Source organism: Paenirhizobium selenitireducens ATCC BAA-1503, from assembly GCF_900492185.1.
GTDB classification, from domain to species: domain Bacteria; phylum Pseudomonadota; class Alphaproteobacteria; order Rhizobiales; family Rhizobiaceae; genus Allorhizobium; species Allorhizobium selenitireducens_A.
The window spans coordinates 293483-312918 of the sequence record NZ_UEYP01000001.1 but is presented as its reverse complement, the minus strand read 5'-3'; the positions used below and the strand labels follow the sequence as shown (position 1 = coordinate 312918).

At 63.5% G+C, this 19436-nt stretch carries 20 protein-coding genes; 12 read left to right on the top strand and 8 right to left on the bottom strand.

Annotation, left to right across the window (positions count from 1 at the left end; all coding sequences use genetic code 11):
• Window position 1: 1 nt before the first annotated feature.
• Genes RHIZ70P_RS01465 through RHIZ70P_RS01450 form a run of 4 tightly spaced genes read right to left on the bottom strand, consistent with a single transcriptional unit; the run spans window position 2 to window position 3015 of the window.
• Window positions 2–418 carry a hypothetical protein gene (locus RHIZ70P_RS01465; protein WP_115668598.1) on the bottom strand — a complete coding sequence of 139 codons (417 nt, stop codon included), beginning with the start codon at window positions 416–418 and terminating at the stop codon, window positions 2–4.
• Window positions 418–1773: an acetyl-CoA carboxylase biotin carboxylase subunit gene (gene accC / locus RHIZ70P_RS01460; protein WP_115668597.1), complete on the bottom strand. Its 1356-nt coding sequence runs from the start codon at window positions 1771–1773 to the stop codon at window positions 418–420. Before accC ends, RHIZ70P_RS01465 begins: the two co-directional genes overlap by 1 nt.
• A gap of 5 nt (window positions 1774–1778) precedes the next feature.
• Window positions 1779–2240, bottom strand: coding sequence for an acetyl-CoA carboxylase biotin carboxyl carrier protein (gene accB, locus RHIZ70P_RS01455; protein WP_115668596.1), 462 nt, complete (start codon window positions 2238–2240; stop codon window positions 1779–1781).
• A gap of 10 nt (window positions 2241–2250) precedes the next feature.
• Window positions 2251–3015 (bottom strand): LamB/YcsF family protein, encoded by a 765-nt coding sequence (locus tag RHIZ70P_RS01450; RefSeq protein WP_115668595.1) that lies wholly within the window; start codon window positions 3013–3015, stop codon window positions 2251–2253.
• Window positions 3016–3139: 124 nt separating this feature from the next.
• On the opposite strand from RHIZ70P_RS01450, the gene pxpB reads away from it, so the two are divergent.
• The 9 genes from pxpB (at window position 3140) to pyrC (ending at window position 12361) form a co-directional block, all read left to right on the top strand.
• Window positions 3140–3823 carry a 5-oxoprolinase subunit PxpB gene (pxpB, locus tag RHIZ70P_RS01445; RefSeq protein WP_235842111.1) on the top strand — a complete coding sequence of 228 codons (684 nt, stop codon included), beginning with the start codon at window positions 3140–3142 and terminating at the stop codon, window positions 3821–3823.
• Window positions 3820–4845: a biotin-dependent carboxyltransferase family protein gene (locus RHIZ70P_RS01440; RefSeq protein WP_115668594.1), complete on the top strand. Its 1026-nt coding sequence runs from the start codon at window positions 3820–3822 to the stop codon at window positions 4843–4845. Before pxpB ends, RHIZ70P_RS01440 begins: the two co-directional genes overlap by 4 nt.
• 16 nt (window positions 4846–4861) lie before the next feature.
• Window positions 4862–5902 (top strand): 4-hydroxyproline epimerase, encoded by a 1041-nt coding sequence (locus RHIZ70P_RS01435; protein WP_115668593.1) that lies wholly within the window; start codon window positions 4862–4864, stop codon window positions 5900–5902.
• 142 nt (window positions 5903–6044) lie between these two features.
• Window positions 6045–6779, top strand: coding sequence for a Crp/Fnr family transcriptional regulator (locus tag RHIZ70P_RS01430; RefSeq protein WP_115668592.1), 735 nt, complete (start codon window positions 6045–6047; stop codon window positions 6777–6779).
• Window positions 6780–6978: 199 nt separating this feature from the next.
• Window positions 6979–7371, top strand: coding sequence for a response regulator (locus RHIZ70P_RS01425; protein WP_115668591.1), 393 nt, complete (start codon window positions 6979–6981; stop codon window positions 7369–7371).
• A 27-nt stretch (window positions 7372–7398) separates the two neighbouring features.
• Window positions 7399–7896, top strand: coding sequence for a molybdopterin-dependent oxidoreductase (locus tag RHIZ70P_RS01420; protein ID WP_115668590.1), 498 nt, complete (start codon window positions 7399–7401; stop codon window positions 7894–7896).
• On the top strand, window positions 7893–10133 hold the full coding sequence (locus RHIZ70P_RS01415; RefSeq protein ID WP_235842110.1) for an ATP-binding protein: 2241 nt from the start codon (window positions 7893–7895) through the stop codon (window positions 10131–10133). The genes RHIZ70P_RS01420 and RHIZ70P_RS01415 overlap by 4 nt, the downstream gene beginning before the upstream one ends.
• A 17-nt stretch (window positions 10134–10150) precedes the next feature.
• A complete protein-coding gene (locus RHIZ70P_RS01410) occupies window positions 10151–11236 on the top strand; it encodes an HD domain-containing phosphohydrolase (RefSeq protein ID WP_115668589.1) in 1086 nt (361 codons plus the stop codon).
• An 87-nt stretch (window positions 11237–11323) separates the two neighbouring features.
• Window positions 11324–12361 carry a dihydroorotase gene (gene pyrC / locus RHIZ70P_RS01405; RefSeq protein ID WP_115668588.1) on the top strand — a complete coding sequence of 346 codons (1038 nt, stop codon included), beginning with the start codon at window positions 11324–11326 and terminating at the stop codon, window positions 12359–12361.
• A 3-nt stretch (window positions 12362–12364) separates the two neighbouring features.
• Here the strand turns inward: pyrC and RHIZ70P_RS01400 are convergent, their stop codons facing one another.
• Both RHIZ70P_RS01400 and RHIZ70P_RS01395 read right to left on the bottom strand, forming a co-directional pair.
• Complete coding sequence (locus RHIZ70P_RS01400) at window positions 12365–12520, bottom strand: DUF3096 domain-containing protein (RefSeq protein WP_115668587.1); 156 nt, start codon at window positions 12518–12520, stop codon at window positions 12365–12367.
• Window positions 12521–12536: 16 nt separating this feature from the next.
• Window positions 12537–13058 (bottom strand): DUF1269 domain-containing protein, encoded by a 522-nt coding sequence (locus tag RHIZ70P_RS01395; protein ID WP_115668586.1) that lies wholly within the window; start codon window positions 13056–13058, stop codon window positions 12537–12539.
• A 218-nt stretch (window positions 13059–13276) separates the two neighbouring features.
• Here RHIZ70P_RS01395 and RHIZ70P_RS01390 point away from each other — a divergent pair, with 218 nt between their 5' ends.
• Both RHIZ70P_RS01390 and RHIZ70P_RS01385 read left to right on the top strand, forming a co-directional pair.
• Entirely contained in the window at window positions 13277–13969 is a 693-nt protein-coding gene (locus RHIZ70P_RS01390) for an orotate phosphoribosyltransferase (RefSeq protein WP_115668585.1), read from the top strand.
• An 83-nt stretch (window positions 13970–14052) separates the two neighbouring features.
• Entirely contained in the window at window positions 14053–14982 is a 930-nt protein-coding gene (locus RHIZ70P_RS01385; RefSeq protein ID WP_115668584.1) for a carbohydrate kinase family protein, read from the top strand.
• Window positions 14983–15018: 36 nt separating this feature from the next.
• Here RHIZ70P_RS01385 and pgi read toward each other — a convergent pair whose 3' ends face one another.
• Entirely contained in the window at window positions 15019–16638 is a 1620-nt protein-coding gene (gene pgi, locus RHIZ70P_RS01380; protein ID WP_115669029.1) for a glucose-6-phosphate isomerase, read from the bottom strand.
• 130 nt (window positions 16639–16768) lie between these two features.
• Window positions 16769–18541, bottom strand: coding sequence for a long-chain fatty acid--CoA ligase (locus RHIZ70P_RS01375; protein WP_115668583.1), 1773 nt, complete (start codon window positions 18539–18541; stop codon window positions 16769–16771).
• A 208-nt stretch (window positions 18542–18749) separates the two neighbouring features.
• Between RHIZ70P_RS01375 and RHIZ70P_RS01370 the strand changes: the two genes are divergently transcribed.
• Window positions 18750–19139: a PRC-barrel domain-containing protein gene (locus tag RHIZ70P_RS01370; RefSeq protein ID WP_115668582.1), complete on the top strand. Its 390-nt coding sequence runs from the start codon at window positions 18750–18752 to the stop codon at window positions 19137–19139.
• Window positions 19140–19436: the final 297 nt, after the last annotated feature.

Below are 19436 nucleotides of genomic sequence, written 5' to 3'. Positions count from 1 at the left end.
CTCAAGGCCGGGCGGTGTGCAGTTCGAATAGGGCTGTACCGTAGCCCACCAGCACGCCCTCGTCAGCCAACTGCCGCGACAGCACGCAATCCGACGGCGCAAGGACCGGGCGCAGTAGGGCGCCTGCCTTGAGATAACCGATGATTTCGCCGCGTCTGACCAGTCGGGGCAGCGCGGCAGCATCCGCGTCGAGGGGGTGGGTGGCGCGGAACATGCCGATATGCGGAGCGAGAAGCGTTTCGCCGGCGCGGGGCGCATGGTCCGGTTGGTGAAATATCGGTTGGTTCAAGGGCTGGTCGACCTCCAGGATCGCGCCCTCGCTCGCCACGAAATGCCGGTCGGCATCCTCGTATTCGAATTCCGCAATACCGTGGCGCCGCATCAGATCCATCACGGCTTCGATCCATTCGCTCCCCATCATGACCTCCCGAAGCCTCCGGCCATCAGCCGCTCGAGATGATGGATGTCGAAGCCGCCGGCAGAAAAGCCGGGTTCGTCGAGCAGCGACAGGTGAAGCAGACGCGACGTCTCCACGCCCTCGATGGCGAGCTCGCCCAGCGCCCGGCGCATGCGGGCGATTGCGGCATCCCTCGTCGGCCCATGCGCGATCAGCTTGCCGATGAGCGAGTCGTAATTCGGCGGAATCTCATAGCCCGGATAAAGATGGGTATCGAGCCGTACGCCGGGCCCGCCCGGCGCGATGAACTGCCTGACCTTTCCCGGCGAAGGCGTGAAGTTGAAGGCGTGCTCCGCATTGATCCGGCATTCGATGGCATGGCCGTCGAAGCGAATGTCGTCCTGCGCGACCTCGAGCCTCTCGCCCATGGCGATGCGCAACTGTTCGCGCACGATGTCGACGCCGGTGATCTCTTCGGTAACGGGATGCTCGACCTGGACGCGCGTGTTCATCTCGATGAAGTAGAACGCGCCGTCCTCATAGAGAAACTCGAAGGTGCCGGCGCCGCGATAGCCGATGGCGAGACACGCCGCCGCGCAGCGCCGGCCGATCGCGTCGATGGCGGCCGGATCTATGCCCGGTGGCGGCGCCTCCTCGATCAGCTTCTGGTGACGACGCTGGATCGAGCAGTCGCGGGCGCCCAGATGGATGGCATTGCCATGACTGTCGGCCAGAACCTGGATCTCGACATGGCGCGGAAATTCGAGGAAGCGCTCGACATAGACTTCCGGATTGCCGAACGCCCGCCCAGCCTCCTCACGCGCCATCTGGACCGCCCCGATGAGGGCGTCGGGATCGCGGACGATCCGCATGCCGCGCCCGCCGCCGCCGCCCGATGCCTTGACGATCAGCGGATAGCCGGTTTCCGCGCCGATAGCCGCGATGCGGGCCGGGTCCTGCGGCAGGGCACTGTCCGGCCCCGGCACGCAGGGCACGCCGGCGGCGATCATCGCCCGCTTGGCGGCGACCTTGTCGCCCATCACCCTGATCGCCGCAGACGGCGGGCCGACGAAGGTGAGGCCGGCCTGTTCGACCATTTCGGCGAAGCCGGCATTCTCCGACAGGAAGCCGTAGCCCGGGTGGATGGCACCGGCTCCCGTCAGTTGCGCGGCAAGCAGGATTTCAGCACTGTCGAGATAACTCCGCGCCGCAGGTGCCGGCCCGATGCACAAGGCCTGGTCGGCCAGCGCCACATGGCGCAGACTGCGATCGGCTTCCGAGTGGATGGCAATGGTTCTAAGCCCAAGGTCGCGGCAGGCCCTCAAGATCCGCAGGGCAATCTCGCCGCGATTGGCAATCAGCACGCTGTCGAACATAGGTTTCAATCCCGCGCGAGGAGGATCAGCGGCATGCCGGGCGTCACCGGCTCGCCGTCGCCGACCAGAATTGCCGCGATACGACCGCCGCGGGTTGCCTCGACCGGATTGAGCATCTTCATCGCCTCGACCAGCGCGAGCGTCTGGCCCTCCTCGATCAGGTCCCCTACCTGGGCATAGGGCTCGGCGCCGGGCGCAGGCGCGCGGTAGAAGGTGCCCGACAGACCGGCCACGATCACCGCTTCATCCGTCTCGGCAATCTCCGGCAGCGCCATCAAGGCGGCGATTTCCGCCGCCGCCATGGCTTCCGGCGTGTCGCGCCGCAGCGACGGCGAGGGCGGGGCGCCACCAATGCGAGTCGCGGTCTTGGCCAGGCGGATGCGCATACCGTTCTCGCTCACCTCCAGCTCGTTGAGCGTGGAATTCTCCAGCATCTGCATCAGTCGTTCGATCGTCGCGAGGTCCATTTCTCCCCCCTCAGCGCAGGAAATTGGCAATGGTGATTCCTTGCGCTTCGAGCGTCTCCCGGATGGTCCGGGCGATGGAAACGGCGGACGGCGTATCGCTGTGAACGCAGATCGAATCGACCGGCGTGACGATCGTTCGGCCGGTCACGGTCTCGATCGCGCCGTTCTTCACCATGCGCACGACGCGGGCGGCGGCGGCCTCCGCGTCGTGGATCACGGCGCCGGGCTGGCTGCGATGCACGAGAAAGCCCTCGTCAGTATAGGCACGGTCGGCGAAGATCTCGGAGCGGCAGGTCAGCCCCATGTCGCGCGCCAGCCGTTCCTGGTGGCCGAGCGCGATGGTCAGGCAGACCAGCGACGGATCGACGGCCTTGATGGCATTGTTGACCGCGCGCGCTACGCTCTCGTCCTGCTGGGTGAGGTTGCCGAGCGCGCCATGCGCCTTGACATGGGTGATCGGATGGCCGGCATAGGTCGAAAGCGCCTGCGCCGCACCGATCTGATAGGCGACCAGCCGCTCGATCTCGCCGGCGGAAAAGGGAATGTTGCGCCGCCCGAAGCCCCAGAGGTCGGGAAACCCGGGATGGGCGCCGACAGCCACGCCCTTGGACTTGGCGATGGCAAAGGTCGAAGCCATGATGTCGGGGTCGCCTGCATGCATGCCACAGGCAATGTTGGCCGAACTGACGATCGACAGCATCGCCTCGTCGTCGCCCATGCGATAGGCGCCGAAGCCTTCGCCCATGTCGGAATTGAGGTCGACGTTGAGTGCCATGCCGCTTACGCTCCTGATGCTTCGGTTCTTGCGGATTGTAGGTCGAGCCGGCGCCGATGCACAATGGAGGACCCAAGAAATGCTTTGGGTCTCCACCGCATTCTGATATATCACGGCGCGAAGGATGGCGATGAAGGTGGGCATGCAGCAACACGGCGACAATCCGAAGGTGAGCGCTGAAGGGGCGGGAGCCCTTCTTTTCGATGCGGCCGGCCCGGTCTTCGATCCTTCGCTGCAGGAGCGCATCTGGGTGTTCGCCGACGTGCTGAAGACACTGCCCGGCGTCCGCGAGGTGGCGCCCGGCATGAACAACCTGATTGTCGTGTTCGACCCGCTTCGCCTCGATCCGGACAGCCTCGAAGCTCATCTGCTTGCCGAATGGACGAAGACGGTTGCCGCACCGGCGGCCGGTCGCCTGCTCGACATCCCGGTCGTCTACGGCAATCAAGGGAGCGATCTCTCCGCGGTCGCCCAGGAAAAGGGCCTGACGATCGAGCGCCTTGTCGCGATGCACACGGCACCCGTTTACTCGGTCGCCGCCGTCGGGGCCATGCCCGGTTTCGTCTATCTTTCCGGGCTCGACCCTCGATTGGCGCTGCCCCGTCGGGCGGTGCCGCGCATGGCTGTGCCGGAGGGCTCGGTCATCATTGGCGGCGCCCAGGCCGGTATCATGCCGCTCACCGCCCCTTCCGGCTGGCATATTCTCGGGCATACCGATTTTCACCTGTTCGATCCGCTGCGCGAGCCGCCAGCCGCCCTACGCGCCGGGGACCGTATCCGTTTCGTCGTCAAGGAGATCCGCGCATGATCGAGATCCTGACGACGGGCGCGGCCAATTGCGTGCAGGACCTCGGCCGCTTCGGCTATCTGGACGCAGGCGTTTCACGCTCCGGTGCCATGGATGCGCCGGCGCTGGAGCTTGCCAACCGGCTGGTCGGCAATGACCCGAACGCGGCCGCCATAGAGGTCGCGATCTTTCCCTTCCGGATGCGCTTCGATCGGGCCGCGCTTGTGGCGGTGACCGGTGCCGATCTGCCGGTCACGCTGGGCGGTACTCGCTATCCATCCTGGTGGGCGCTGCCCGTCAGCGCCGGCGATGTTCTTGAGCTCGGTCTGCCGCGTCGCGGTGCCCGCGCCTATCTCGCGATTGCCGGCGGTCTGATCGTCCCCGCCGTGCTTGGTTCGGCCTCCACAGACCTCAAGAGCCGCTGGGGCGGGCTGGAGGGCAGGGGCTTGCGCCGCGGCGACCGGCTGGAGACAGGCTTTGCGCCGGCCGCGCTCGGCGGCCTGCCGGCGGGTTTCGGGCTCGATCCCGAGACGATCGGCCGTGGTGCCGCGGACACCGGCGCGGAGGTGCCCATTCGCGTCCTGCCGGGTGCGGAATATGACGTCTTCGATCAGGCCGCGGTCGATGCCTTGGAAGCCGCCGCCTGGCAGGTCACCGAGGATGCCAATCGCCAGGGTTATCGCCTGTCCGGTCCCGAACTGACGCTGCGGCAAAAGCTAGAACTGCATTCGCACGGCATCATGCCCGGCACGGTTCAGGTGCCGCCGTCCGGCCAGCCGATCATCCAGCTGGCCGAGGCCAATACCTGCGGCGGATATCCGAAGATCGCCCATGTGATCGAGGCCGATCTCTGGCGGCTCGGCCAGGCCCCGGTCGGCAGCCGCCTGCGTTTTGTGCGGGTGGATCGGAGGCAGGCGGTCGCCGCGCTCCGCGCGCAACGCGTCCTGATCGACCGTGCCGCCGCCTTTGCCGCACTCGCCCGCAAGGATACGGCAAGACCCGAACTTCTGACGGCGCTGTCGCGCCGTGACACGAATTCCTGACGGACGGAGCAAGACCATGAGATGGAAGCGTACGCTGCAACTGATCGACGTTCATTGCGAGGGCGAGATCGGCAAGGTGGCGGTCGGCGGTGTGCCGAAGATCCCCGGCGAGACGATCGCCGAACAGTTGCATTGGCTGAACAACGACCCGAAGGGCCAGGAACTGCGTCGCTTCCTGGTGCTCGAACCGCGCGGTGCGCCGATCGGCTCGGTCAACCTGCTGCTGCCGGCCAAGAATCCGAAGGCCGATGCCGGTTTCGTCATCCTCCAGCCGGATCAGGCCCATGCCAGCTCTGGATCGAATTCGATCTGCATCACCACGGCCCTGCTCGAAAGCGGCATCGTCGAGATGACCGAGCCCGAAACGACGGTGGTGCTCGACACGGCGGCCGGCCTCGTGACGGCAACCGCCACCTGCCGCGACGGTCGCTGCGAGCGGGTCAAGCTCACCATGGTGCCGTCCTTCGTTCATGAACTGGACGTTGGCCTCGAAACCGAGCAATGGGGCCGTATAAGCTTCGACCTCAGCTATGGCGGCATCTTCTATGCGCTGGTCGATGTCGGCCAGATCGGCCTCACCATCGACAAGGCCAATGCCCGTGGGCTGGTCGAGGCCGGGATGATCCTGAAAGAGGAGATCAATCGCCGCATTCCCGTCGTCCATCCGGACATCCCGGCGATCTCCGGGGTCGCCTATGTCATGTTCCGCGATGTCGATCCCGACGGCGCGATCCGCACCTGCACGACGATGTGGCCGGGCCGCGTCGACCGCTCGCCCTGCGGCACCGGCAATTCCGCCAATCTTGCGACGCTGCACGCGCGCGGCAAGGTCAAGGTCGGCGACGTGCTGAAATCGCGCTCGATCATCGGCTCGGAATTCGAGGTCGGACTGAAGGAGGTGACGGAGGTTGCCGGTCGCCCCGCCGTCATCCCGACGATCAGCGGCCGCGGATTCACCTTCGGCCTGCACCAGGTGGCGCTCGACCCCTTCGACCCGCTGGCCGACGGTTTTGCCCTCACCGACGTCTGGGGCCCCTCGGCGGGATCGATTGGTTAATGGGATAGGCTCCGGCCGTCGAAATTAACCTCCTGGTAATACATCGACCGTTTCTTCGGTGGGCCCTTCTTGCGCTTCCGGTATTCAGAGGCATAAGAAGCACCGTGTTCATCTCGTGCTCATGGCTGCAAGAACAAGAAAAATGGAAGATAATTTGACCGTGGGAGCCATTCCGCCGAATAACGTTCCCTGTCTTTCCACGCTGCGCGGCACCGCAATATTTGCCAGCCTGACGGCCGAGGAAGACAATGAACTGCTGTCGCGTTGCCATACAAGAAATCTCTGCGCGGGCGAAAGTCTAGTCGACTTCGAGGACCTGTCCAAGGACGTCTTCGTCGTGCAGAGCGGAGAAATCCGCGCCGTCTTGCGCTTCACCGTCGGCAAGGAGGCGATCCTCGGAACCTTTCGCCGCGGTGACCTCTTGGGCGAACTCTCCGCGATTGACGGTCTGTCCCGTTCGGCAAGCCTCATGGCGGTCACGGACGCCGTGGTTACCGTCATCCCCTATGCCGTCTTTCACGATGTTCTCGAGGCGCACCGGGACGTGTGCCTGGGGTTGATGCAACTCCTGTCGCGGCGCATACGGGCGATGAACGAGCGGATCTCGGAGCTTTCTTTTCTCGACACCAAGCACCGCCTCTACAACGCTCTTCTGCGTCTTTCGCGCCTGCGCGGCGATGGCGGGCGCGAGCGCATCATCTCTCCGCCCATGGTCCATGCCGAACTCGCCGAGCATATCGGTTCGAGTCGGGAAACCGTTTCGCGCGAGATGTCGCGCCTGATCCGCGAACAGGTGATCGAGCGGACCAGCCGCGCCATCATCTTGAAGAATCCCGTCGAGCTTTCCCGGCGCATTTCCCGCGCACTCGAGGGTTGATCGACGGGTCCCGATAGCCACACGGGAAAGACGCTTGCCGACCCGCGGGCCGCCGCCTTGCGCTTTAGTCGCCGCTAATTGATTAAGGTCGACTTAAAGTAGCAATCGGTAAAATTGATTCAAAATGGTTCAGCCTATCTCAGCCTCCCTTTGCTAGAGATCGCCTAAGTTAGGCGGTTGGCAGCGAAGGGAAGCGGGCATGGCCATTTTGATCGTGGAAGACAATCCGACCAATGCGATGATCCTGAAGCACCTTGCCAGAAAGGTGACCGACGAGGAGATCGTCATCGAGCCGGACGCGGGCAAGGCGCTGACGATGTGTCACAACAGGCTTTTCGCCATGCTGATCGTCGACCACATCCTTCCCGGAATGAGCGGACTCCAGTTCGTCAAGGCGATCCGTATGACATCCCGCTACGATGAAGTTCCCGTCGTCATGGTCACCGCCGATCACGAACCGGGCCTGCGCGAAGCCGCACGGCAAGGGGGCGTGACGGACTTCCTCACCAAGCCGGTGGAGGCCGTCGCCTTTCGCTCGCTGATTTCGTCCTGTCTGGGACAGCGCCCGGATCCCGCGGCCTTGGCCATCTGAGACCGATCGTTCCTGACGAGTGCACGCATGAAATCCGCTCTCACCTTCTTTCTCGCCGCTTTGCTCGCCGCCGCCCCGGCCGCTGCGCTGGATGCGCCGAAAGGTCCTGTCATCCTCACGATCAGCGGCGCCGTCGCGCAGCCCAATCGCGACGGATTGGCAGTCTTCGACCTTTCCATGCTGGAAGGGCTCAAAGGGAGGCGCGTGACCATGGAGACACCATGGACGCAAGGCGAGGTCGAGTTCTCCGGTCCCTTCCTGCGCGAAGTGCTTGAAGCCGCGGGCGCAGACGGTAGCCGTCTGATCATTCGCGCCCTCAACGGCTATTCCGCGGAATTGCCGATTTCCGATGCCCGCGACATCGACACTATCCTGGCCACGCGGCTCGACGGCAAGATCATGACCGTGCGGACCAAGGGGCCCTCCATGCTGGTCTATCCCTTCGACCAGGATCGGGCGCTCTATAACGAAAAATACTTCGCGCGTTCGGTCTGGCAGATCGGTGAAATCGAGGTCCTTCGGTGACACGCGTCCGCAGAACCGCCGACATCATGCGCAAGGCAGGGAGCACCACCCTGATCCTGCAAATCCTGTCGGCCGTGCTTCTGCTCGTGCTGATCATGCTCTTCGTCGATATTTCACGCCAGTTCCGCTTCCTGCAGGACGGCATTCGCGAGAACGCCGTGTGGTCGGTCTACCAGCTGGATCGCGAGGCGCGCACCCTTGACGACAGCCTCGCCGAACTGCGCCGTCAGTCGCCGAGCAAGGTCCTCATCGACGAACTCTCGCTGCGCTATGACATTCTGCATTCGCGCGTGCAGGTGGTGAAGGAATCGAAATTCAGCAGCTACTTCACCGAGGATCCCAAGATCCTGCGCTTGCTCGGCGAGGTCGAGACGACGGTTGCCGCTATCCAGCCGGCCTTCGACCGCTACGCCCAGGGCACCATTCCGAATGCCGCCGAACTGGAAAAGCTCGACCTTGCGCTGGCGGGCCTGGTCAAGCTGACCGAAGACCTCCTCGTTCAGACCAATATGCAGCTGAGTGCCGAACGGGCCGATGCGCGCGCCACCATCCTCGAGCTTGAGAAGACTTCGGCGATCATGCTGGCCTTGCTCATGGTATCGGTCGTTTTCCTTGTCGTCACCTTGCGCCGGCAGCTGAAGTCGGTGCGCAAGGCAGGGCTCGAACTCGAGGGCATGGCGGAGCGCCTGACGGAAGCCTATGAGGCGGCGGATGCCGGCAACCGCGCTAAGTCGCAGTTCATGGCGACAATGGGCCACGAGATCCGCACGCCGCTCAACGCCATTCTCGGCATGTCGGAGCTCCTGGAATTCTCCGAGCTTCCGGAAGATGCGCTGTCCAGCGTCAAGACCATTCGCTCGTCCGGCGAGGCGTTGCTGGAAGTCATCAACGAGATCCTCGACTATTCCAAGATCGAGCACGGCAAGCTGGAGCTCGAGGAGCGCGCCGTCGATATCCGCGCCCTGTCCGAAACCACCGTCAGTATCATTCGCGGTCGGGCCGACGACCACGGCAATTCGATCGTCCTCGACATCCCCTACTCCCTCGACGCGCTCTACGTGCGCACCGATCCGACGCGCCTGCGCCAGGTCCTGCTCAATCTCCTGTCGAACGCGGCCAAGTTCACCACCAGGGGAACTGTGACCTTGCGTCTTCGCGAATTTTATCGACACGGCAAGCTGATGCTGCGTTTCGAGGTCGAGGATACCGGTATCGGCATCGACGAGGCGGGCCTTGCCAAGCTGTTCAAGCCGTTTTCGCAGGTCGATGCCTCGATCAGCCGCAAGTATGGCGGCACCGGCCTCGGGCTGACGATCTGCAAGCAGATCGTCGAAAAGCTCGGCGGCGAGCTGGGCATGAGCAGCACGGTCGGCGTCGGCAGCATCTTCTGGTTCGAGCTCGCGGTCGTCGCCGTCGGCAAGGACGAGGTCCGACGCCAGGCCGGTGGGCCGGACAAGGCGCCTCTGCCGCGCCTCAGGATCCTGCTGGTCGAGGACAATCGGGTAAACCAGCTTGTCGCGACCCGTTTCCTCGCTCGTCTGGGCCAGGAGGTCGTGGTCGCCAGGGACGGCGCGGAAGCCGTCTCGATCGCCAGGGAGCAGCCCTTCGACACCATTCTGATGGACATGCAGATGCCGGTGATGGACGGCATCGAGGCAACCCGCCGTATCATCGCCGAGGGCGGAGCGTGCTCGACCACGCCGATCATCGCCATGACGGCGAATGCCTCCGACGACGACCGCCGACGCTGCATCGAGGCGGGCATGGCCGGCTTCGAGTCCAAGCCGATAACAATGGAAAGGCTGCGCAACGTGATTCAGTCGATCGCGCAAGTCCCGGCCACCGGGCACGATGACGACGAGCAGGACGATATCGGCCTGCCGGAACCGATCATCATCGACGACGTCGACCTGCCGGCCCTGTCGATCGAGGGCCTCGACGAGGCGCGGCATTCAGAACTGGTCGATGCGCTCGGCGAAGACGTCTTCCGCGAACTGGTCGAGTCCTTCTTCGATGATGCGGCATCCCTGATCAAGGATCTTCACGTCGCGCTGGCCAACCATGATCCCGAAAGGATCGATCGTGTCCTGCACACGATCAAGGGCGCAGCCGTCAATGTTGGCCTCAACGACATCGCCGACAAGGCGCATGCGCTGCGCCGCGTCAGGCCGTCGTCCGCCGACGTCGACAGGCTGAGCGATGAAATCGAAACCCTGAAATTCAGACTGGTAGCTTGAGAGTGAAGGAGGCGTCTATGCGTATTTTGCTGGTGGATGACAACAGCACCAACCTGAAGCTGTTGACGAAACTCGTCGGCAAGCTGGAAAACTGCGAGGCGCTCGCCTTCGCCAGTCCCGATGCGGTTCTGTCCGCTCTTCCGGAACTCGATTTCGACATCGCGATCATCGACTACCAGATGCCGGTCTATAATGGCGTCGAGCTTTTCACCGAGATCGTCCGTTTCGAAAAGTATGCCCAGGTTCCGGTGATCTTCGTCACGGCCGACAAGGACATGACGACGCGCATGGCGGCACTCAATGCCGGTGCCATCGATTTCCTGACGAAGCCGATCAACCCGGTCGAGTTCCAGGCGCGCGTGCAGAACATCGTGTCGCTCGCCCGGGCCCGCCGCCAGCTCGCCGACCAGGCCGAATGGTTGCGCCGCGAGGTCGACCGGGCGGTCTTCGAATTGCGCCAGCGCGAGCAGGAGATCATCCACCGCCTGACGCTGGCCGCCGGCTACAAGGATCCGGAGACCTCGCGCCACACCCTGCGGGTGGCCGCCTATTCCGAGGCGATCGCGCTTGAGCTCGGTCTGCCCGAACAGTTCTGCAACGACATCCGCCTGGCGGCGCCGATGCACGACATCGGCAAGGTGGCGATGCCGGATACCGTGCTCCTCAAGCAGGGGCGCCTGACCGAGGCCGAGTACCGGCAGATGCAGGCCCATGCGCAGATCGGCAGCGACATCCTCGCCCGCTCGCATTCCTCGCTGTTGCAACTCGCGTCGGAAATAGCCGCCAGCCATCACGAACGCTGGGACGGCCAGGGGTACCCGAACCGTCTCGCCGGCACGGTGATTCCGATCTCTGGCCGCGTGGTGTGCATCGCCGACAATTTCGACGCCCTGACGACCGAGCGGCCCTACAAGCCGGCATGGTCTTTCGAGCGCACGGTGGAACATATCCTCGGTCGCGCCGGCACCCAGTTCGATCCCGACTGCGTCGCCGCCTTCGAGCGCGCCCTGCCCAAGATCCAGGCCATCATGGAGAACGACCGGCGCGAGCAGTTGGAGGAAGCGGAAAGGACGCTGGCTGCCCTTTCCGGAAAGGTCGCTTAGAGTCAGGAAACGCTCTAAAGGCAGGTTTGACCCGCATCGGGAACATGCTATCTGCGGGGTGAAGACCCATGCCCCGGAGGTATTGTCATGCGCTCGATCACCATTCGCCGCCCCGATGACTGGCACCTGCATCTGCGCGACGGCGCGATGCTCGAAGGGGTGATCGGCGACACCAGCCGGCATTTCGCCCGTGCCATCATCATGCCCAACCTCGTGCCGCCGGTCGTCACGACGGCGGATGCGAAGGCCTATCGCGACCGCATCATGGCGGCCCTGCCGAAGGGCGATCGCTTCGAGCCGCTGATGACCCTCTACCTCACCGAGGACACGAGCCCGGACGATGTTGAGGAGGGCGCAAGGAGCGGTCTCGTCACCGCCGTGAAGCTCTATCCCGCCGGCGCCACCACCAACTCCCACGGCGGCGTGCGCGACATGGCAAAGGCCATGCCGGTGCTGGAACGCATGGCGAAGATCGGCCTGCCGCTCTGCGTGCATGGCGAAGTGACGACGCCCGAGGTCGACATCTTCGACCGCGAAAAGGTCTTCATCGATACCGTGCTCGATCCGCTGCGCCGGCGTCTGCCGGACTTGAAGGTGACGATGGAACACGTGACCACCTCGGACGGCATCGACTATATCCGCTCCGCCGAGCGCAACATTGCCGGCTCGATCACCACCCACCATCTGATCATCAACCGCAATGCCATCCTGGTTGGCGGCATCAAGCCGCACTACTATTGCCTGCCGGTCGCCAAGCGCGAGAGCCATCGTCTGGCGCTCCGGGCCGCCGCGACTTCCGGTGATCGCCGTTTCTTCCTCGGCACCGATTCCGCGCCCCACGTCGATCCCTTGAAGGAATGCGCCTGCGGCTGCGCCGGCATCTACACTTCGATCAACACGATGAGCTGTCTGGCCCATGTGTTCGAACAGGAAAACGCGCTCGACAAGCTCGAGGCCTTTGCCTCCCTGAACGGTCCGGCCTGGTACGGACTTGCGCCGAACGAGGATACGATCACGCTGGTGCGGCGCGACACGCCGGTGCCCTATCCGGCAAAGATCGAAACCGGAGCCGGTCCGGTCACCGTCTTCGATCCGATGTTCGACTTGTTCTGGGACGTGAGCTGAAGATTAGAGATTGAGCCCGCTCGTCAGGTTCGGCCACAGCCCGGTCACGCCGACAATGATCAGATAGATCGCGATCACGTAATTGAGCAGGCGCGGCATGACGAGGATAAGGATCCCGGCGATCAGCGCGATCAGCGGTTGAATGGCGATGGCGTTCATTTGCGTTCCTCCTGTCTCAGGCTGCGTCGGGACCGGTTGGGGTGGTGCCCATGCGTGCCTTGTCGAAGGCAGCCCGCAACTCCTGTTCCTTGCTGGAGTCGAGATTGGTGCGGATGATGCTGCCGCCATGACCACTCAAACGGTCGATGACCTTGTCGGAGGCCGCACGGTCGGCAAGGATGAACAAGGCGGCCTGTCCTGGCTGCAGGACGCCCGCGACATCCTTCATGAAATTGTCGTTGATCCCGTAATCCGTCAGTGCGCCGGCCAGCGCACCGGCACCCGCGCCAGCGGCAACGCCGACCAGCGGATTGAAGAAGAGAATCCCCGCCAGAAGGCCCCAGAAGGCCCCGCCGCTGGCGCCGATGCTCCACATCGACACCATCTGGTTGAGTCGGATTTGACCTTTGTCGTCAGCCTCAGCGACGACCGCGTCCTTCACTTCAACGAGATATTCCTTTGCCAGCTGATAAAGCGTCGCGCGGGCTTCCTCTGCCTTCTGGCTGTTCGGGTAGCCGATTACGATGAGTTCCGACATTGTGGCCTCCTGTGGTTTCCGGCATGCTGTGTTACGAACATGACAAACGTGTGGTTGGTGCTGTTCTGCTTCAAGGGACCGGTTGCCAACTCTCGTCGACCTTTGCGACATTGTCTCGCAGCACGCCGGCATGGATGCAATTTGCCGCTGGCGCTGGCCAGCCCGTCGCGTTGCTGCTATTGGCCGCTTTCGGATGCCGTAACGCGACAGGAGCCGAAATGATCCAGACGACCTTTCCCGAACCCGCCGTCATGGCCGAGCTGATGGCGAAGATGCTGTGGGAGATCAAGGCGGTGCATTTTTCCGCCGACAAGCCCTACAAGCTCTCCTCCGGCATGATGAGCCCGGTCTATATCGACTGCCGCAAGCTGATCTCCTATCCGCGAATCCGCTCCGCGATCATGGACTTTGCAGCGGCGACCGTAATGCGCAATGCCGGCTTCGAGCAGTTCGACGTCGTGGCTGGCGGCGAGACGGCCGGCATTCCCTTTGCCGCCTTTCTCGCCGAGCGGCTCGGCTTGCCGATGATCTACGTGCGCAAGGCGCCGAAGGGTCATGGCCGCAACGCCCAGATCGAAGGCCATATGCCGGAAGGTGCACGTGTCCTGGTGATCGAGGACCTGACGACGGCCGGCGGCAGCATGTTCAAGTTCATCGATGCGATCCGCGCCGCCGGCGGCACGGTCGACCACGGTATCGCCCTCTTTTACTATGGCATCTTTCCGGAGGCCGAGGAACGCTTCACCAACGGCAATGTCACCCTCCACCACATCGCCACCTGGCGCAACGTGTTGGCCGTCGCCCGCGAGCGCAAGCTGTTTGACGACAAGACGCTATCCGAGGTCGAGGCCTTCCTCGATGCGCCGCTCGCCTGGTCCGGCCGCAATGGCGGGGTGGCTTCGCTCGGCTGATACGGGACTGGCATTTTCATGTCGGATGGATTAAATCGATTGAAATCCATTCCGGCGACGGGACATATCGGGAGGACGGTCGAATGATCTTGTGTTGTGGAGAAGCGCTGATCGATATGTTGCCGCGCGAATCGACACGGGGTGAGCGGGCTTTTGCCCCTTACGCCGGCGGCGCCATCTTCAACACGGCGATCGCCCTTGGCCGGCTCGGCATTCCGACAGGCTTCTTCACCGGCCTTTCCGACGACATGATGGGCGACATCCTGCGCGACACTCTGACGTCGAGCGGCGTCGACTTCCGTTTCTGCGCGACGTCGTCCAGGCCGACGACGATCGCCTTCGTCAAATTGGTCGATGGCCATGCAAGCTATGCCTTCTATGACGAAAACACCGCCGGCCGGATGATTTCGGCGAACGATCTCCCGGTCCTCGGGCCGGATTGCGAGGCGCTTCATTTCGGCGCGATCAGCCTCATCCCCGAGCCCTGCGGCTCGACCTACGAGGCGCTGATGGCGCGCGAACACCAAGCCCGTGTCATCTCGCTCGATCCCAATATCCGGCCCGGCTTCATCAAGGACAAGGCGGCGCACTTGGCCCGGATCAACCGCATGGCGGCCATGTCCGACATCCTCAAGTTTTCCGACGAGGATCTCGAATGGTTCGGCCTGTCCGGCAGCCATGACGATCTGGCCCGCCATTGGCTGGAGATGGGCGCGAAACTCGTCGTCATCACCCGCGGCGCGGACGGTGCGACCGGCTATACCGGGCGCTTCAAGGTCTCGGTGCCCAGCCAGCGGGTCGAAGTGGTCGATACGGTCGGTGCCGGGGATACCTTCGATGCGGGCATACTGGCATCGCTGAAGCGCCAGGGTCTCTTGACGAAGGCCAAGGTCGCCAATCTGGACGAGGCGGCGGTTCGCTCTGCCCTCGAACTCGGTGCCAGGGCGGCCGCCGTTACGGTCTCGCGCGCCGGCGCCAACCCGCCCTATGCAGACGAAATCGGCTTCGTCTGACGCGAGCCTCCGACACCGGTCATTCTTGCCGCGCGGCTATTTCGCCCTCGAAAGCAATGTCGCGACGAGGCCTGCGGTCGAGCTGTCATGCCCGGTCGCGGCCACCTTCCCCTCGATCACCGGCAGCAGGCCGGTCGCCAGTTCCTTGCCAAGTTCCACGCCCCATTGGTCGAAGGAATTGATCCGGAAGATCACCCCCTCGACGAACACGCGGTGCTCGTAGAGTGCGATCAGCCGCCCGAGCGTATAGGGGGTCAGCTGGTCGTAGACGAAGGTGATCGACGGACGATTGCCGGAGAACACGCGGTGCGGGGCGATGAGATCGGCCTTCTCCTCGTCCATGCCCTTGGAGGTCAGCTGGGCTTTGGCCTCGGCGAGAGTGCGCCCCTTCATCAGGGCTTCGGACTGCGCCAGGCAATTGGCGATCAGCAGTTCGTGCTGGTGGCGCAGATCCGGCTCGAAGCCGCGCGCGGCGATCAGGAACTCGGCCGGGATGACGCTCGTTCCCTGGTGGATCAGCTGGTAGAAGGCGTGCTGGCCATTGGTGCCCGGCTCTCCCCAGACCACGGGGCCGGAACTGCCGGCGACCGGCTTGCCGTCGACGGTGACGCTCTTGCCGTTCGATTCCATGTCGAGCTGCTGCAGATAGGCGGGAAAGCGCGACAGCCGCTGGTCGTAAGGCAGGATCGCCCGCGTCTGGTAGCCGAGCACATTGCGATGATAGACGCCGATCGCGCCGAGCAGCATCGGCAGGTTTTGCCGGAACGGCGCGTGACGGAAATGCTGGTCCATCGCATGGCCGCCGTCGAGAAAGCGCCCGAAGTCGTCTTCGCCGATGGCGATCATCAGCGGCAGGCCGATCGCCGACCAGATCGAATAGCGCCCGCCGACCCAGTCCCAGAAGCCGAACACGCGCTCGGGATCGATGCCGAAGGCGGCGACCTTGTCCAATGCGGTCGAGACGGCGGCAAAATGCTTGCCGACCGCGGCCTCTCCGAGCTTTTCGGCGACGAACCGCCGCGCCGTCTGCGCATTGGTCATGGTTTCGATCGTCGTAAACGTCTTCGAGGCGATGATGAACAGCGTCGTCTCGGCGGAGAGGATCTTCAGCGTGTCGCTGATATGGGCGCCGTCGACATTGGAGACGAAGTGCAGGCGCGGGCCGTCATGAAAGGGGGCGAGCGCCAGCGTCGCCATCACCGGGCCCAAGTCGGAACCGCCGATGCCGATATTGACGACATCGGTGATCGCCTTGCCGGTCGAGCCCGTGAGTGAGCCGGAGCGGATCCCTTCGGCGAAACGGCCCATGGCGGCAAGCACGGCATTCACCTCGGGCATGACGTCGCGGCCGTCCACCATGACCGGCGCGTTCGACCTGTTGCGCAAGGCGGTGTGCAGGACTGCACGTCCCTCGGTAAAATTGATCGGTTCACCGGCAAACATCGCCTCGCGCTTTTCGGCAACGCCAGCGCAAAGCTCTTCGAGCAGGGCCATGATCTCGTCGTTCACCGCGCATTTGGAATAGTCCATCAGCAGGTCGTCGAGCGCGGCGCTGTATCGGGTGAAGCGCCCGGCATCAGCGGCAAAGGCGGCGCGCAGATCCTCGGCCCGGGTGGCCGCGGCGGTGCTCGTGAGCTTGTCGATGATTGCCTGCATCTTCATGTCCCTGATTTGGCGGAGATGAAGGCGACCCTATTCTGGGCGGCGCTGGCGATCAAGCGCATGAAAACGCCCGGACTGCACTTGGCAATTCCGGGCGTCTGTCGTGGCTAGCTGAAGCGCCGTTTTACTTGGCCGGCTCGCTGTCGCGCAGTTCGCGCCGCAGGATCTTGCCGACATTCGACTTCGGCAGTTCGCTGCGGAACTCGATGAAGCGCGGGCGCTTGTAGTTGGTCAGGTTGGCCGCGCAATGCGCCTTGAGGTCGGCCTCGGTGAGGGCCGGGTCCTTCTTGACGACGAAGATCTTCACCGCTTCGCCGGAATGGGCGTCGGGTACCCCGATCGCCGCGCATTCGAGCACGCCGGGATGCATCGCCGCCACTTCCTCGATCTCGTTCGGATAGACGTTGAAGCCCGAAACCAGGATCATGTCCTTCTTGCGGTCGACGATCTTGACGTAGCCGCCCTCGTTCATCTTGCCCATGTCGCCCGAGCGGAAGAAGCCGTCGTCGGTCATGACCTTGGCCGTCTCTTCGGGGCGCTGCCAGTAGCCGGCCATCACCTGGGGGCCGCGAATGCAGATTTCACCGACTTCGCCGATCGGCAGCGTGGCGCCGTCCTCGTCGCGGATCTCGATATCCGTCGAGGGCAGGGGAAGGCCGATCATGCCGCTGAATTCGGTGCTGTCGAGACGATTGACGGTGGCGACCGGCGAGGTTTCCGAAAGGCCGTAGCCCTCGGTGATCGGGCAGCCGGTCATTTGGAGCCAGCGTTCCGCCACCGGCCGCTGCACGGCCATGCCACCGCCGAGCACCAGCAGCAGCGAGGAGAAATCGAGGTTCTTGAAGTCCGGATTGTTCATCAGCGCGTTGAACAGCGTGTTGAGGCCGGGGAAGATATGCGCCTTGTGGTTCTGCAGTTCCTTGACGAAGGCGGGAATGTCGCGCGGATTGGCGATCAGCACATTATGGCTGCCGGTGGCGATCCCCATCAGCGAATTCACGGTGAGCGCGAAGATATGATAGAGCGGCAGGGCGCAGATGAAGGTCATGACCTCCGGCCGGCCCTTGATTGCGAAGGCCGCCTCGAGCCAGATGGCGATCTGCTGCTTGTTGGCGAGCAGGTTGGCATGGGTCAGCGTCGCACCCTTGGATACGCCGGTGGTGCCGCCGGTATATTGCAGGAACGCAACGTCGCTGGCGACGACGTCGACCGGCTTCAGCGTCTGGCTGGCGCCCTCGGAGAGAACTGCCTTGAAGCTGGTGTGTCCCGGGATCGACCAGGCGGGAACGAGCTTCTTCACCTTGCGCACGACGAAATTGACGATGTGGCCCTTCAAACCCAGCATGTCGCCCATGGTGGCGACGATCACATGCTTGACCGGCGTATTGGGCAGCACCTGCTGTACCGTGCCGGCAAAGTTTTCCAGCACGATGATCGCCTTGGCGCCGGAGTCCACCAACTGATGCTGCAGTTCTCGCGGCGTGTAGAGAGGGTTGACGTTGACGACCGTGAGGCCCGCCCGGAGGATGCCGTAGACCGCGACCGGGTTCTGCAGAATGTTCGGCGTCATCACCGCGACGCGGTCACCCTTGACCAGACCTTTGGCCTGAAGCCAGGCGCCGACCTTGCGCGACTGGATCTCCAGTTCGCGGAAAGTCATGCCCCGGCCCATGCTGGAGAAGGCGAGGCGATCGGCATAGGTGGCGCAGCTCGCTTCGAACAGCGCGCCGAGCGACGGGTGCGCATGGGGGGCTATCTCCGCCGGAACCGCAGGGGGGTATGAAGCGAGCCAGATCTTTTCATTTGCCCGCCCGCTCAGGCGGTTCGTTGCGTCCGTCAATGTATTCCCCTCCCGACGTCCATTGCGCCCTGTCCACCGCGTGCGGCGGGCATTCATCCTCCCAGATGCGTCAAGCGAGCTTAAGCCTTTGGCATTCCGGTTCAAGTGGCTAGCTCTATATAACCTTGACGTAAGCGTCAATAATCCCTGCGTTGCCGCCTCGCTCTGGCCCGCCGGCACCGGTTCCTCCGCCTGTGAATTTCGGAACTTTCACCCCGGCCGGCCGTTTCTCTCCCATCGCCACACCAGAAAGAGGAGGTGCAGCATGCATCAGAATTCTCAAGCAATGAACCGCGATCCTTACGTGAGGGACACGCCGTCCCTGATCGCCAGCGACAAGGTCGACGGCACCGCCGTTTATGGTGTCGATGGAGAACGCATCGGTTCGGTCAAGCGGATCATTCTCGAAAAGCGCGGCGGCCGTGTTGCCTATGCGGTGCTGAGCTTCGGCGGCTTCCTCGGCATTGGTGACGACTATTATCCTCTGCCGTGGGAAAAGCTGACCTTCGATGAATCGCTCGACGGTTATCGCATCGACCTCACCCGGGAGCAGATCGAGCGCGCTCCGCGTCTGCGGGACGACAGTCAGGACTGGTATCGCGATAACGGCCGTTCGGTTTACGACTACTACGGCGTCCCGCCCTACTGGATCTGATCGATCCCACCAGGAATATCCAGGAATACAAGGCCCCCGCCAGGCGCGGGGGTCTTTGCGCGTCTCGAAAGCGGCATAACATGCTCTGAGATAGAAAAGCCTTGCGCAGACGGCGTCTGGCGAGCGCGCGAGTCCATGTTTGATCGATCTCCCATCGAGCTAAGTGATGTTGTAGCGCGCTGCCGCGGTTTGCGCGATCGAAGCTCTTGGTTTTCGTTTTGCAATGCGGTAAGCATCTCTCCGGAAAACAATAAATTCTAATTCAAGGCATGAGCTGCCATGGATTCTTGCTTCCGC